Below are 14,282 nucleotides of genomic sequence, written 5' to 3' on the forward strand. Positions count from 1 at the left end.
GTTGCGCCCGCGCCACCGGGACCGTTCGCCGGGCCCGGGCGGGCGTGGTCGCGCGTCAGCCGGCGGCGACCACGCGCGGGAAGAGGTCCTCCGCCGGAGGCGCCCAGGTCGCCGCGTCCGCGGGTGCCTGCTCGCCCGACCGGATGTCCTTGACCTCGTCCGCGGTACCGCCCGCGTCCGCGGGACCCGGGAACCAGACGAACGGGATGCCACGACGGTCCGCGTGCTTGATCTGCTTGCCGAACTTCGCCGCGGAGGGCGCGACCTCGACGGGGATGCCACGCGCCCGCAGCGCGGTCGCCACCGCGTCGGAACGGTGCCGGTCATCCTCCGACGAGACGGCGACGAGCACCGCCGACGGCACCGACCGGGTCGCGCGGACGAACCCCGCCCCCAGCAGCCGCGAGACGAGCCGCGAGACGCCGATCGACAGCCCGACGCCGGGGTAGCTGTTCGCCCCGTCGGACGCGAGCGTGTCGTACCGCCCGCCCGAGCAGATCGAGCCGAGCTGCTCGTGCCCGACGAGCACGGTCTCGTACACCGAGCCCGTGTAGTAGTCCAGGCCGCGCGCGATCTTCAGGTCGGCGACGACGACGCCCGGCGCGCGGTCCTGCGCGGCGCGCACGAGCTGGCCGAGCTCGCCCAGCCCCTCGTCCAGCAGCTCGTGCTGCGCACCCACCTCGACCGCGAGCTGGAGCACCCGGTCGACGACGTCCTCGTCGGTCCCGCTGATCGCCGCCAGCCGCAGGCACGCCTGCGCCTGCTCGGGCGTGGCGCCCGCCTCGGCGACCACCAGCTCGGCGACGGCGTCCGGACCGATCTTGTCGAGCTTGTCGATGCTGCGCAGCACCGCCTCGACGTCAGTCAGGCCCAGGCCACGGTAGAAGCCCTCCGCGACCTTGCGGTTGTTGACCAGGATGCGCACGGGAGGCAGCCCGATCTCCTGCAGGGCGGTGAGCGCCTCGGCCATGACGAGCGGCAGCTCGACCTCGTAGTGGTAGGGCAGAGCACCCGCGCCCACCACGTCGATGTCCGCCTGCACGAACTCCCGGAACCGGCCGTCCTGGGGCCGCTCGCCGCGCCACACCTTCTGGATCTGGTAGCGCCGGAACGGGAACGCGAGGTGACCGGCGTTCTCGAGAACGTACCGCGCGAACGGGACCGTGAGGTCGAAGTGCAGGCCCAGCTGGCCGGCGCGGTCCGGGGTCGCGTCCGGCTCCTCCTGCAGCCGCCGCAGCACGTAGACCTCCTTGGAGGTCTCCCCCTTGCGCAGCAGCTGGTCGAGCGGCTCGACGGCGCGCGTCTCGATCCCCGCGAAGCCGTGCAGCTCGAACGTGCGCCGCAGCACGTCGAGCACGTGCTGCTCGACGATGCGGCCCTCGGGCAGCCACTCGGGGAATCCGGACAGGGGTGTCGGTCGCGCCATGTGCACGATCTTCCCAGACGACGAGGCCGTGCTCGTCGTGCCGTCTCAGCGATGCGCGAGGAACGGGTTCGTCGCGAGCTCCTGGGCGATCACGCTCGTCGGACCGTGACCTGGGACGACGTGGGTGGCCGGGTCGAGGCGCGCGACGACCTCCCGCAGGGTGCGCTCCATGACCTGCGGGTCGCCTCCCGGCAGGTCGGTGCGACCGACCGTGCCGGCGAACAGGACGTCGCCCGTGAAGGCGAGGCCCTCGGTGAGGTAGAGCGTCGAACCCTCCGTGTGACCGGGCGCGTGCCGTGCGACGAGGTCGAAGCCCTCGAGCCCGAGTGCGACGTCGTCGTCGCGCTCGGGCGCGCTCTCGTCGGCCCGGGAGGTGCCGAACGTGCGCACGTCCTGCGGCGGCGTGTACGACGACGGGTCCACTCCCGCTGCGGCGAGCGCCTGGGCGAGCGGCCCGGACGGGTCGTGCGGGGCGCCTCCCAGCACGCCGAGCGTCCCGAACGGGTCAGCGAGCCGGTACGCGTCGCGTGCGTGCACGTGCACGGGCACCTCGAGGCGACGGGAGAGCTCCGCGGCGCCCCAGGTGTGGTCGACGTGCCCGTGCGTCAGCACGACCGCGCGCGGGTGCAGGCCACGCTCCCCCACCGCGGCGACCACCGCGTCCGCGACCAGCGCGCCCGCGTCCACCACGACGCAGGCGCCGTCGTCCGCCACGAGCACGCTCGAGCGTGCACCGAACACCGCAGAGATCACCGTCAGCACGTCCACGCTCGAAGGCTATCGGCGCCCCCTGCGACGACGCCCGGCGCGGCCCGTCGGGGGCCGGGCGCCGCCCGTGGGACGAGACCGTGACCGGGTTGTGATCCACGCGCGCCGTGTGCGGATCGCGCACGTCCGCCACCTGCCTAGACTGTCCGGGGTTCCACTGTGCGACGACGCATCGCGTCCCGCACGGTGCACAGACAGTCACGCGAGGAGTGCGGGTGTCCAACAAGCGGGAGCGCGAGTACGAGCGCCGCCGGATGGAGAAGTGGCAGGCACGGCACGCCGAGGCCGTCCGTCGGCGTCGGCGTCGGATCGTCGCGGGGTCGGTCGTCGGGGCGCTCGTCCTGGTCATCGGCGTCGTCGCGGCCGTCGTCGCGAACAACGCCGACGACGCCACCCCCGCCGCGTACTCGACCGACACCCCGAGCCCCGACGCGACGCAACCTCCCGTCGACGCCACACCCACGGCCGCGCCCACCAACTCCGAGCTGGTCCCCGATCCCGCGCTCGCCGAGGGCCGCACGTGGACCGGCGAGATCGACCTGAACGCCGGTCCGCTCCAGGTCTCGCTCGACGGCGCGGCCGCGCCGCAGGCGGTCGCGAACTTCGTGACGCTCGCGAAGGACGGCTTCTTCGACGGTACGAAGTGCCACCGCCTCACCACCGAGGGGATCTACGTGCTGCAGTGCGGCGACCCCCAGGCGACGGGCATGGGCGGGCCAGGCTACTCGTGGGGACCGATCGAAAACGCGCCCGCCGACGGGACGTACCCCGCCGGGACCATCGCGATGGCGCGCCAGAGCGGGAACGGCAGCTCGATGGGCTCGCAGTTCTTCATCGTGTACGACACCAGCTCCATCCCGTCAGACAAGGCGGGCGGCTACACCGTGTTCGGCCAGGTCACGTCCGGCTTGGACGTCGTCAAGGCCATCGCCGACGCGGGCACGGCACAGGGTTCGCCAGACGGCCCTCCCGTGTCCGACGTCATCATCGAGGGAGTGAAGATCCAGTGACGCAGACCCCGGACCAGTCGGCCGAGATCGCCGCCGACGGCGTGACGGAGCCCACCTCCCCCGATGTGAGCGCACCTGCCCCCGAGGCGGCCGCCCAGGACGCGACCGACCAGGTCGCCACGACCGATGTCGTCACCGACGAGGCACCCGTCACCGAGGCACCCGCCGAGCAGGCGGCCACCGACCAGGCACAGGCCGACGAGACACCCCGCGCTGAGGCGCCGGGTGCTGCCGCGACCGAGGAGGCGCCTGTCGCGGAGGCAGCCGTCGAGGCTGCGGTCGAGGAGACATCCTCGGACGACGCTGCGGCCGCACAGGACGCAACCACCGACGAGATCGCCGAGGTCCCGTCGACTAAGGACGCACCGGTCGCGGAGGTTCCGGTCGAGGAGGTTCCGGCCGAGGACGCGGCGACGGCGCCGACCAGCGCAGCCCGCCCCACGCCCGCCTCGATCAAGCCCGGGCCGCGCCCGGTCCCCCGCCCTCCCGTGAACGTCGCCCCCGCTGCGCCGAGCGCGCCCGCAGCACCCGCGACGCCGGCCGTCGTGGTCACGCCCCCGGTCGACGCCGCCGAGGCCGCGCACGCGGCCACGTTCGGCTCGGTCGACGCCGACGGCACCGTCTCGGTCCGTGAGGCAGCGGGCGAGCGCGTGGTCGGCCAGTACCCGGGCGCGACGGCCGAGGAGGCGCTGGCGTTCTACGTCCGCCGGTTCCTGGACCTGCAGGCGAAGGTGACCGTGTTCGAGGCGCGCCTCGGCGCGACCGACCTGTCGGTCAAGGAGATCGACCAGACGCTCACGCGCCTGACCGAGGAGACCGCCGAGCCGGCCGCGGTCGGCGACCTGGACGCGCTCCGGGCGCGTCTCGACGCGCTGCGCGGTGTCGCGGCCGAGCGTCGTGCCCGCGCGGAGGCCGAGCGCCAGGCCGCGCGAGCGGCAGCGGTCGAGGCCCGCACCGCCATCGTCGAGCAGGCCGAGAAGATCGCCGAGACCGACCCGAGCCGCATCCAGTGGCGCCCCGCCGGCGAGCAGCTGCGAGGCCTGCTCGACCAGTGGAAGGACGCGCAGCGGACCGGTCCGCGTCTCGACCGGCCGACCGAGGAGGCGCTCTGGAAGCGGTTCAGCCACGCGCGCACCACGTTCGACCGCGAGCGTCGCCACTTCTTCGCCGAGCTCGAGCAGTCCAACGCCGCGGCCAAGCAGGCCAAGGAGCGCCTGGTCGACGAGGCCGAGCGGCTGCAGTCCAGCTCCGACTGGGGCGCCACCGCCGGCGCGTTCCGCGACCTGATGGCGCAGTGGAAGTCGGCCGGACGCGCGAGCCGCGCCGACGACGACGCGCTGTGGGCCCGGTTCCGTGCTGCGCAGGACGCCTTCTTCGCCGCCCGTGACGCCCAGAACGCCGCGACGGACGCCGAGTTCGCGGCGAACCTCGAGGTCAAGGAGTCGCTCCTCGTCGAGGCGGAGGCGCTGCTGCCGATCTCCGACCTGGGCGCGGCCAAGCAGGCGATCCGCGGGATCCAGGACCGGTGGGAGGCCGCGGGCAAGGTGCCCCGCGGCGACATCCAGCGTGTCGAGGGCCGCCTGCGCGCGGTCGAGACCGCGATCCGCGAGGCCGAGCAGAAGCAGTGGAGCCGCACCAACCCCGAGACGCGCGCACGCGCCGAGGGTGCCGCTGCACAGCTCGAGCAGGCGATCGTCGGGCTCGAGAAGGACCTCGAGAAGGCCAAGGCCGCCAAGGACCAGCGCCGCATCGCCGAGGCGCAGGCCGCGCTCGACGCGCGGCGCGCCTGGCTCGAGCAGGTCCAGCGGGCCGCGCAGGACGCGCGAGGCTGACCACGGGCTGAGCCCACGGGCGCGGCCGCGCGCGCCCGTCGTCCACAGGCCCCGCACGACGACGAGAGGGCGTCGGGCATCCTCACCGGATGACCGACGCCCTCTCGCTGCTCCCCACCGAGCTCGTCCTGCCGCGGCTCGTGCGCCGCTGCGACACCGCGACCGCCGACTGGGCGGGGATGCTGCGCGACGGCGTGCTGCTCCCCGTGACCGAGTCCGTCGCGGTCGTCGGGCCCGAGCCGCCGAGCCCGGACGACCGCGCGCGGGCGCTCGTCACGGCCCTGCCCCGGCACGGCGTGCTCGGGCGCGACAGCGCGGCCTGGGTGCACACCGGGACGAGGCCGCCCGCGCGCGCGTGCGTCCTGGTGCCCGTCGGCGTGCGGCGACCGGCCCCGCGGCCGGACCGGACGTGCGCCGAGGCGGTCTTCGGACCCTCTGACGTCGTCCTGGTCGCGGGAACCGCGGTGACGACCCCGGAGCGCACGGCCGAGGACGTCGCGCGCTGGCTCGCCCCCGACGACGCGGTGGCCCGGCTCGTCGACCTCGCGGCGCACGGACTGGACCTCGCGACCGTCCGACGGCGGCTCACCGCACTCGCCGGGCGGCGCCACGTGCGGCGGGCGCACGCCGTCCTCGAGGCAGCACTCGAGCGCGACGGCGCCCAGGGCGACCTCGCGAGGCTCAGCGCAGCGCGTCCTCCGGACGCGAACCCGTGAGCCGGTAGACGTCGAACACGCCCTCGATCTTGCGCACGGCCGCCAGCACCGACGTCAGGTGGGACGGCTCGGCCATCTCGAACACGAACCGCGACATCGCGACGCGGTCGCGCGACGTCGAGACGGAGGCCGACAGGATGTTCACGTGGTGGTCCGACAGGACCCGCGTGACGTCGGAGAGCAGACGCGCGCGGTCGAGCGCCTCGACCTGGATCTGCACGAGGAACAGCGACGACGACGTGTGGCTCCACTCGACGTCGACCATGCGCTCGGGCTGCGCGCGCAGCTGCTCGACGTTGATGCAGTCGCTGCGGTGGACGCTCACGCCCGCGCCCCGGGTCACGAACCCGACGATGTCGTCGCCCGGCACCGGGGTGCAGCACTTCGCGAGCTTGACCCAGATGTCCTCGACGCCACGCACGACGACGCCCGGGTCGCCGGTGCGGACCCGGCGCGCGGTCGGACCTGGCCGGGCGGTCTCTGCGAGGTCCTCCTCCGCGCCCGTCTCGCCGCCGAGCGACTGGACGAGCCGCTGCACGACGCTGGCCGCGGACGCCTGACCCTCGCCGACCGCCGCGTAGAGCGCGGACACGTCGGGGTAGCGCATCTCGGTCGCGAGGGCGACGAGCGACTCGTGCGACAGCAGGCGCTGCATCGGCAGGTTCTGCTTGCGCATCGCCTTCGCGATCGAGTCCTTGCCGTGCTCGATCGCCTCCTCGCGGCGCTCCTTGGAGAACCACTGACGGATCTTGTTGCGCGCGCGGGGGCTCTTGACGAAGCCGAGCCAGTCGCGGCTCGGTCCGGCGGTCTCGGACTTCGAGGTGAAGACGTCGACGACGTCGCCGTTCTCGAGCGTCGAGTCGAGCGGGACGAGGCGGCCGTTCACGCGCGCGCCCATCGTGCGGTGCCCGACCTCCGTGTGCACCGCGTACGCGAAGTCGACGGGCGTCGAGCCCTGCGGCAGAGCGATCACGTCGCCCTTGGGCGTGAAGACGTAGACCTCGGAACCGGCGATCTCGAACCGCAGCGAGTCCAGGAACTCCGTGGGGTCGGCGGTCTCGCGCTGCCAGTCGACGAGCTGACGCAGCCACGTCATGTCGCCGCCCGCGGGCGCGTCGTCGGTCGCGTTCTTCGCGTTCTCCTTGTACTTCCAGTGCGCCGCGACGCCGTACTCCGCGCGGCGGTGCATGTCGTGCGTGCGGATCTGGATCTCGACCGGCTTGCCCCCCGGCCCGATCACGGTCGTGTGCAACGACTGGTACAGGTTGAACTTGGGCATCGCGATGTAGTCCTTGAACCGGCCGGGGACCGGGTTCCATCGCGCGTGCAGCGCGCCGAGCGCCGCGTAGCAGTCGCGCACGGTGTCGACCAGGACGCGCACGCCCACCAGGTCGTAGATGTCCGCGAAGTCGCGGCCGCGCACGATCATCTTCTGGTAGATCGAGTAGTAGTGCTTCGGCCGGCCCGTGACCGTGGCCTTGATCTTCGCAGCCCGCAGGTCCGCCCCGACCTGGTCGCGCACGACCGCGAGGTACTCCTCGCGGGCCGGGGCGCGCTCGGCGACGAGGTGGACGATCTCGTCGTACACCTTCGGGTAGAGGGTCGCGAAGGACAGGTCCTCGAGCTCCCACTTGATCGTGTTCATGCCGAGGCGGTGCGCCAGCGGCGCGTAGATCTCGAGGGTCTCCCGCGCCTTCTTCTCGGCCGAGGCCGCGGGGACGAACTTCCACGTGCGGGCGTTGTGCAGGCGGTCGGCGAGCTTGATCACGAGCACGCGGATGTCGTGCGCCATCGCGACGACCATCTTGCGGACCGTCTCGGACTGCGCCGCGTCGCCGTAGGTGACCTTGTCGAGCTTCGTCACGCCGTCGACGAGCATCGCGACCTCGGGCCCGAACTCGCGCCGGAGCTGCTCGAGCGAGTACTCGGTGTCCTCGACCGTGTCGTGCAGGAGCGCGGCGACCAGCGTCGAGGGCGTCATCCCGAGCTCGGCGAGGATCGTCGCGACCGCGACGGGGTGCGTGATGTACGGGTCGCCGCTCTTGCGGAGCTGGCCGCGGTGCGCCCGCTCGGCGACGACGTACGCGCGCTCGACCGTGCTCAGGTCGGCCTTCGGGTGATTCGCGCGCGCCGCCTGGAGGACCGGCTCGAGCGCCGGGTACGCCGGGCCCCTGGCGCTGCCGAACCGCGTGAGGGCAGCGCGCACCCGCGACGCCGACGAGCCGTTCTGCTCGGCGGTCGCAGCCGACGCCTGCCCGGCCGACGAACCCGCTGACGCCTCGGGCGAGCGGTCGCCTGCGGTGGGCGCGGCGAGGTCCTCGGTCACCCGGACTCCCTCCGTGCTGGTCACGCTGGATCGCACGAGTCTACGACCGTCGCGCGATCGCCTCGCACGCAGGGCGCCCGGCGGCGGTCGCGTGCCTGGTCGGACGAACGGTCAGTCGACCGTGACCACCGAGTCGATGGCCAGGCCCTCGAGGTGCCGGCGTCCGTCGAGTCCCGCGATCTCGACCAGGAAGGACAGCCCGACCACCTCGGCGCCACAGGCGCGCAGCAGTCGGACGGTCGCGGCGGCGGTACCACCGGTCGCCAGGACGTCGTCGACGACGAGCACCCGCGCACCAGCCGGGATCGTGAACGGCTGGATCTCGATCGACGCGTCGCCGTACTCCAGCGAGTAGGACTCGGTGGCGAGCGGGCCGGGCAGCTTGCCGGCCTTGCGGACGGGGACGAGCCCCGCACCCAGCGCGGTCGCGATGGGCGCTGCGAGCAGGAACCCGCGCGCCTCCATGCCCGCGACGAGGTCCACGGGTCCGTGCGCCGGGGACGCCATCGTCGCAACCACGTCCGCGAAGGCGCTCGCGTCGGCGAGCAGCGGCGTGATGTCACGGAACAGCACCCCGGGCTGCGGGTAGTCCGGGACCAGGCGGACGAGCGCGTTGACCCGGCGCACGACATCGTCGCGCGCCGGGTCGCCCACGATGGGGAAGGTGCTCATCGGGACGGCTTGCGCCGCTTCGGCTGTGCCGCCTGCCCGAGGTGAGTGCCCGGACGCAGCTGAGCCGCAGCGTGCGGGACGGCGACACCACCGGCTCCGACGGTCTCCGCGTCGACACCCACGCGCGCGGCCAGCACCTTGGCGGTGTGCGCCTTGATCCGCGGCTCCTGCTCCCGCAGCGTCACCTCGAGCGGGGTCGCGAGGAAGATCGAGGAGTACGCGCCGACGAGCATGCCGACGAACAGCGCGAGCGCGATGTCACGCAGCGTCCCGGCGCCGAGGATCGCGGCGCCGACGAACAGGATCGCCGAGACGGGCAGCAGCGCCACGACCGAGGTGTTGATCGAGCGCACCAGCGTCTGGTTGACGGCGAGGTTCGCCTTCTCGGCGTACGTGAAGCGACTCTGGTCCAGCGTGTCCGCGGTGTTCTCACGCACCTTGTCGAACACCACGACCGTGTCGTAGATCGAGTACCCCAGGATCGTCAGGAAGCCGATCACCGTCGCCGGTGTGACCTCCCATCCGATCCCCGCGTACAGGCCGACCGTGATGATCAGGTCGTGGAACAGCGCGATCAGCGCCGCCAGCGCCATGCGCCAGTTGCGGAAGTAGATCGTCATGACGACCGTGACGAACACCAGGAACACCAGGATTCCCGAGATCGCCTTGCGGGACACGTCCTGCCCCCACGTCGGGCCGACGAACTGCGTCGTGATCTCGTCCTCGGTCACGTCGAACGCGGCCTGCAGGGCGTCACCGACCTTGTTGACCTGCTCGTCGGTGAGCTCGGCGACCTGGATGCGCAGCGAGTCGGCACCGAGGTTCGTCACCTCGGGCGACTCCCCCGACGCGATCCCCTGGACCGTGTCGATGGCGAGCTGCTGGTCGCGGTCGCCCGCGATGCCCGACACGACGAACTCCGAGCCGCCCCGGAACTCGATGCCCGGGTTCAGCCCCGGCTTGATCAGCAGCGCGGCCGAGATCAGCACGAGGATCGTCGACGCGATGTAGAAGATGCGCCGGTGTCCGACGATGTCGTACGAACGACGGCCCGTGTACAGGTCGTTGCCCCACTGGGCGAATCCGACGGCCATCAGTGCTCGCTCCCCTCGACCGGCGCGTCGCCGGCCGTGTCGTCCTTCGGTGCGTCGGAGACCGCGCGGTCCTTGGTCGTGCCCTGCTCAGCGGCCCGCTGCGCGGCACGGCGCTCGGCGATCGTCAGGCCGTCCTGCCGTGCGCCCACCGTCGCGGGCGTGCGGACCGCGTCGGCGGTCGCGTCGTCGCCCGGCTCGACGTCCGTACGCCGACCCGTCACGACCTGGCCCCGGCCGACGTACCGCGCGCCGACGACGCCCAGGCGGCGCGGGTCGAGACCCGAGGCCGGGTGGCCCTCGCTGAAGAACTTCGTCTTCGACAGGAGCTCCATGAGCGGGTGCGTGAAGAGGAACACGACGATGACGTCGATGATCGTCGTCAGACCCAGCGTGAACGCGAACCCGCGCACGCCGCCGACCGCCAGGAAGTACAGGACGAAGGCCGCGATGAGGTTGACCGCGTCCGAGGCCAGGATCGTGCGGCGGGCGCGTGCCCAGCCCCGCTCGACCGCGGCGCCCAGCGTGCGCCCCTCCCGCAGCTCGTCACGGATGCGTTCGAAGTAGACGATGAACGAGTCCGCCGTGATACCGATCGCGACGATCAGACCCGCGACACCGGGGAGCGACAGGCGGTAGCCCTGCGTCCACGACAGCAGCGTGATCACGCCGAACGTCAGGAGCGCGGCGATCCCGAGCGACGCGACCGTCACCAGGCCCAGCGTGCGGTACTGCAGCAGCGAGTACACGACGACGAGGAGCAGGCCGATGATGCCCGCGAGCAGGCCCTTCTGGAGCTGCTCGGAGCCGAGCGTGGCCGAGATCTGCTGCTCGCTCTGCACCTTGAAGTCGAGCGGGAGCGAGCCGAAGTTGAGCCGGTTCGCGAGCTGCGCGGCGGTGGTCTGGTTGAAGCTGCCCGAGATCTGCGCCTGGCCGTTCGGGATCGCCTTCTCGACGCTGGGCGCCGAGATCACGAGCCCGTCGAGCACCATCGCGAACTGGTTCAGCGGGCTGCTCTGGGTCGCGAGGCGCGTCGTGACGTCCGTGAACTGCTTGGCCCCCGTGGACGAGAACTCCATGTTCACGACCCAGCGGTTGCCCATCGCACCGCTCGGCAGGACCTCCAGGCCCGACGAGGCCGAGGAGATCTCCTTCCCGTCGATCTCGACGGGGCCGAGGATGTACTTCAGGCCGTCGCTGTTGCCCTCGCTGTCGACGCCACAGCTGACGAACGCGGCGTCGGCCTTGCCCGAGGTGCCGCCGCCGAGGTTCGACGGGTCGGTGCAGTCGAGCGCGTCGAACTGCGCGCGGATCTCGTCGGTGACCCAGTACGCGGCGTCGCTCGCGGACGCGGGCTCGCTCGGCCGCTGGGGCGCAGCCGTGGGGTCGGCCGTCGGCTCCTGGGTCGGTGCGTCGGTGGCCTCGGGCGTCGCGGGCGCACTCGCGTCGTCCGTCGCGTCCGCCGTGGTGTCCGCGGACTCCGTGGGGGCAGGCGCGACCGTCTCGTCGCTGCCGGGCTCCGTGGTCGCGTCGGGCGTCGGCTCACCGGTCGCTGCGGCCGTCGGCGCCTGCGTCGGCTGTGCCGAGAACGCGTAGTCCTGCACGAGGACCGGGCGGAACTCCATGTGCGACGAGCGGCTGACCGTGGCGATCGTCTCGTCGGAGGCCTTGCCCGGGATCGCGACGACGATGTTGTTGCCGCCCTGGCTGCTGATCTCCGCCTCGGACACGCCCGAGCCGTCGACCCGCTGGCGGATGACGTTGATCGCCTGGCTGATGTCCTCCGCCGTCGGCTCGCGCCCGTCGGTGGACACCGGGGTCAGGATGATCTGCGTCCCGCCCTCGAGGTCGAGGGCCAGCTTGGGCGTCCAGGTCGCGTCGGACGTCTTCGTACCGATGAAGACCGCCAGGAAGGGCAGCACCACGATGACCACCAGCGTGATCAGGGTGCGAACCGGCCGGCGGCGGCGTGTGGGTGGGGCCAACGGAGTTCTTCTCTCGTGCGCGCACCGGTCGCATGCGACCGGTGGGGTCATGGCCCGCCGAACAGCTCGACGGGCCGCGTGGGCTACTTCCGGTCGGTCTCGTCGTCTCCCCGGGTGGGCGGAAGCGACGACAGGTCGTCCGGCACGTCGATCACGGCGTCGTCAGCGGCGGCAGCGCGCTCCTCGTCGGTGAGGTCGGCGTCGTCCTCGACGTCCTCCTCCTCGTCGTCGTACACGACGGGCGGCTCGATCTTCTTGGCGATCGCGGCGCGCACCCAGCGCGTCTGGCTGCCGCCCGGCGTGGACTCGAGCGTGATCGCGTCGTCCTCGATCTCCACGACGTAGCCCATCATGCCGGAAGCGGTCATGACCTCGTCGCCGGGCTCGAGGGTGTTGCGGAACTCCTGCTGCGCCTTCTGCTGCTTGCGCGCGCGACGGGACATGAACCAGAACGCCCCGACCGCGAGGGCCAGGATCAGGAACATGGAGTAACCGCCCCCACCGGTGTTGCTGGTGGTGGCGTTGGTCGCCGCGAGCGCGACGCTGAGCTGAGTCACAGCAGAGTCCTTAGGGTCGATCGTGTCCGGGGCAGTCTAGGCGTAGCGGCCCGTCGCTCCAACGCACGTCCAGGTGCGAAGGTTCCCGCCCGGTGGGGAGCCTGCCACAGATCGGCGCGCGTCCGACGCCCTCAGGCGAACAGCGTGCCCGGGTCACGCGGGGCGGCGAGCCCGAGGTGTGCCCACGTCGCGGGCAGCGCGACCCTGCCGCGCGGTGTCCGGCCGATCAGGCCCTCGCGCACCAGAAACGGTTCAGCAACCGTCTCGACCGTCTCGGGCTCCTCGCCGACGGCCACCGCCAGGGTCGTCAGGCCCACCGGTCCCCCGCCGAACCGCTGGCACAGCGCCTCGAGGACGGACCGGTCGAGGCGGTCGAGGCCGCGCTCGTCGACCTCGTAGACCTCGAGCGCGGCGCGTGCCGCGGCGAGGCTCAGGGTCCCGTCGCCGCGCACCTCGGCCCAGTCCCGGACGCGGCGCAGGAGCCGGTTCGCGATACGTGGCGTGCCGCGCGAGCGCGACGCGATCTCGCGCGCCGCCGCCCCCGCGAGCGGCACGCCGAGCAGGCCCGCGGAACGCAGCAGCACCTGCTCGAGCTCATCCGTCGCGTAGAAGTCGAGGTGACCGGTGAAGCCGAACCGGTCGCGCAACGGCGCGGGCAGCAGGCCCGCGCGCGTCGTCGCACCGACGACCGTGAAGGGCGGCAGCGCGAGCGGGATCGCCGAGGCCCCCGCGCCCTTGCCGACCATGACGTCGACGCGGAAGTCCTCCATCGCGACGTACAGGAGCTCCTCGGCCGGCCGCGCGATGCGGTGGATCTCGTCCAGGAACAGCACCTCGCCCTCCTCGAGCGAGGACAGCACCGCGGCGAGGTCGCCCGCGTGCTGGATCGCGGGCCCGCTCGTCACGCGCAAGGAGGCGCCGAGCTCGGCCGCGATGATCATCGCGAGCGTGGTCTTGCCCAACCCGGGCGGCCCGGACAGCAGCACGTGGTCCGGCGCCCGGCCGCGGCCGCGCGCGGCCTGCAGCACCAGGGAGAGCTGTTCGCGCACGACCCGCTGCCCGACGAACTCCGCCATCCGCCGCGGGCGCAGCGCGGCCTCGGCCGCGCGCTCGAGGTCGTCCGCGCCCGAGCGCACGAGCGACTCCGCCGGGAAGCGCTCGGTCACGAGCTCCTCGTCCGGCTCCGCCGCGTCTCCCCGACGATCAGCCACGGACGCCGCCGAGCCCGCGCAGCGCGGCCCGCAGCACCGCGGGGACGTCCTCGGCCGTCAGCGGGCCCTCGGTGTCGGCGAGCACGTCGGTCACGGCCTCCTCGGCGACCTTGGGGTTCCACCCGAGGCCGACGAGCGCGTCGACGACCTGCTGCCTGCGGTCCGTCTCGGTCGGCGTGGGAGCCGCCGCCGCAGCCCCCGCGACGGGCACCGCCGACGGCGCGCCCAGGCGGTCCTTGAGCTCGAGGACGATGCGCTGCGCACCCTTGCGGCCGATGCCCGGGACGCGCTCGAGAGCCTTGAGGTCCTCACCGGCGACCGCGCGGCGCAGACCGTCCGGCGTGTGGACGGCGAGCATGGCGAGCGCGAGTCGCGGCCCGACCCCGCTCACGGTCTGCACGATCTCGAAGGCCTCGCGCTCGTCGTCCTCGGCGAAGCCGAAGAGCGTGAGCGAGTCCTCCCGCACCACGAGCGACGTGTGCAGGAGCGCCTCCTGGCCGTGCCGCAGCTGCGCCAGGGTCGCGGGCGTGGCCTGCACGAGCATGCCGACGCCGCCGACCTCCACGACCGCCGAGTCCAGCCGCACCGCGAGGACCGTCCCCCGCACCGAAGCGATCACCGAGCCACCTCCACCGTTCGACGGGTAACCTTCCCACACGCACGAACAACTGTACGAACGACACGCCCC

Annotated in this window: 12 protein-coding genes; 3 read left to right on the forward strand and 9 right to left on the reverse strand. The window is 72.8% G+C overall.

Going from position 1 to position 14,282, the window contains the following annotated elements; all coding sequences use genetic code 11:
• Window positions 1-55: 55 nt before the first annotated feature.
• On the reverse strand, window positions 56-1,426 hold the full coding sequence (hisS, locus tag CWIS_RS11185) for a histidine--tRNA ligase (protein WP_048343374.1): 1,371 nt from the start codon (window positions 1,424-1,426) through the stop codon (window positions 56-58).
• Between the two features lie 45 nt (window positions 1,427-1,471).
• Window positions 1,472-2,194, reverse strand: coding sequence for an MBL fold metallo-hydrolase (locus CWIS_RS11190; RefSeq protein ID WP_048343375.1), 723 nt, complete (start codon window positions 2,192-2,194; stop codon window positions 1,472-1,474).
• 215 nt (window positions 2,195-2,409) lie between these two features.
• Between CWIS_RS11190 and CWIS_RS11195 the strand changes: the two genes are divergently transcribed.
• The 3 genes from CWIS_RS11195 to CWIS_RS11205 all read left to right on the forward strand — a co-directional run bounded on the left by CWIS_RS11195 (window position 2,410) and on the right by CWIS_RS11205 (window position 5,752).
• Window positions 2,410-3,204, forward strand: a complete 795-nt coding sequence (locus tag CWIS_RS11195) for a peptidylprolyl isomerase (RefSeq protein ID WP_053071683.1) — start codon at window positions 2,410-2,412, stop codon at window positions 3,202-3,204.
• Window positions 3,201-5,036 carry a DUF349 domain-containing protein gene (locus CWIS_RS11200; protein WP_048343376.1) on the forward strand — a complete coding sequence of 612 codons (1,836 nt, stop codon included), beginning with the start codon at window positions 3,201-3,203 and terminating at the stop codon, window positions 5,034-5,036. Before CWIS_RS11195 ends, CWIS_RS11200 begins: the two co-directional genes overlap by 4 nt.
• Window positions 5,037-5,125: 89 nt before the next feature.
• Window positions 5,126-5,752, forward strand: coding sequence for a hypothetical protein (locus tag CWIS_RS11205; RefSeq protein ID WP_048343377.1), 627 nt, complete (start codon window positions 5,126-5,128; stop codon window positions 5,750-5,752).
• Here the strand turns inward: CWIS_RS11205 and CWIS_RS11210 are convergent.
• The 7 genes from CWIS_RS11210 to ruvA all read right to left on the reverse strand — a co-directional run bounded on the left by CWIS_RS11210 (window position 5,718) and on the right by ruvA (window position 14,213).
• Window positions 5,718-8,078 carry a bifunctional (p)ppGpp synthetase/guanosine-3',5'-bis(diphosphate) 3'-pyrophosphohydrolase gene (locus CWIS_RS11210; RefSeq protein WP_048343421.1) on the reverse strand — a complete coding sequence of 787 codons (2,361 nt, stop codon included), beginning with the start codon at window positions 8,076-8,078 and terminating at the stop codon, window positions 5,718-5,720. The two genes, CWIS_RS11205 and CWIS_RS11210, sit on opposite strands and share 35 nt — an antisense overlap.
• Window positions 8,079-8,189: 111 nt before the next feature.
• Window positions 8,190-8,750, reverse strand: coding sequence for an adenine phosphoribosyltransferase (locus CWIS_RS11215; protein ID WP_048343378.1), 561 nt, complete (start codon window positions 8,748-8,750; stop codon window positions 8,190-8,192).
• The gene (secF, locus tag CWIS_RS11220) at window positions 8,747-9,844 is read right to left on the reverse strand and encodes a protein translocase subunit SecF (protein ID WP_048343379.1); all 1,098 of its coding nucleotides are present in this window, start codon (window positions 9,842-9,844) and stop codon (window positions 8,747-8,749) included. The genes CWIS_RS11215 and secF overlap by 4 nt, the downstream gene beginning before the upstream one ends.
• Complete coding sequence (gene secD, locus CWIS_RS11225) at window positions 9,844-11,877, reverse strand: protein translocase subunit SecD (RefSeq protein WP_082156401.1); 2,034 nt, start codon at window positions 11,875-11,877, stop codon at window positions 9,844-9,846. The genes secF and secD overlap by 1 nt, the downstream gene beginning before the upstream one ends.
• Window positions 11,878-11,909: 32 nt before the next feature.
• Window positions 11,910-12,383, reverse strand: coding sequence for a preprotein translocase subunit YajC (gene yajC / locus CWIS_RS11230; RefSeq protein WP_053071684.1), 474 nt, complete (start codon window positions 12,381-12,383; stop codon window positions 11,910-11,912).
• A 131-nt stretch (window positions 12,384-12,514) separates the two neighbouring features.
• Window positions 12,515-13,549: a Holliday junction branch migration DNA helicase RuvB gene (gene ruvB, locus CWIS_RS11235; RefSeq protein WP_048343381.1), complete on the reverse strand. Its 1,035-nt coding sequence runs from the start codon at window positions 13,547-13,549 to the stop codon at window positions 12,515-12,517.
• Between the two features lie 37 nt (window positions 13,550-13,586).
• Window positions 13,587-14,213: a Holliday junction branch migration protein RuvA gene (gene ruvA / locus CWIS_RS11240; protein ID WP_048343382.1), complete on the reverse strand. Its 627-nt coding sequence runs from the start codon at window positions 14,211-14,213 to the stop codon at window positions 13,587-13,589.
• Between the last annotated feature and the right edge of the window lie 69 nt (window positions 14,214-14,282).

The organism is Cellulomonas sp. A375-1 (assembly GCF_001040865.1).
GTDB classification, from domain to species: domain Bacteria; phylum Actinomycetota; class Actinomycetes; order Actinomycetales; family Cellulomonadaceae; genus Cellulomonas; species Cellulomonas gelida.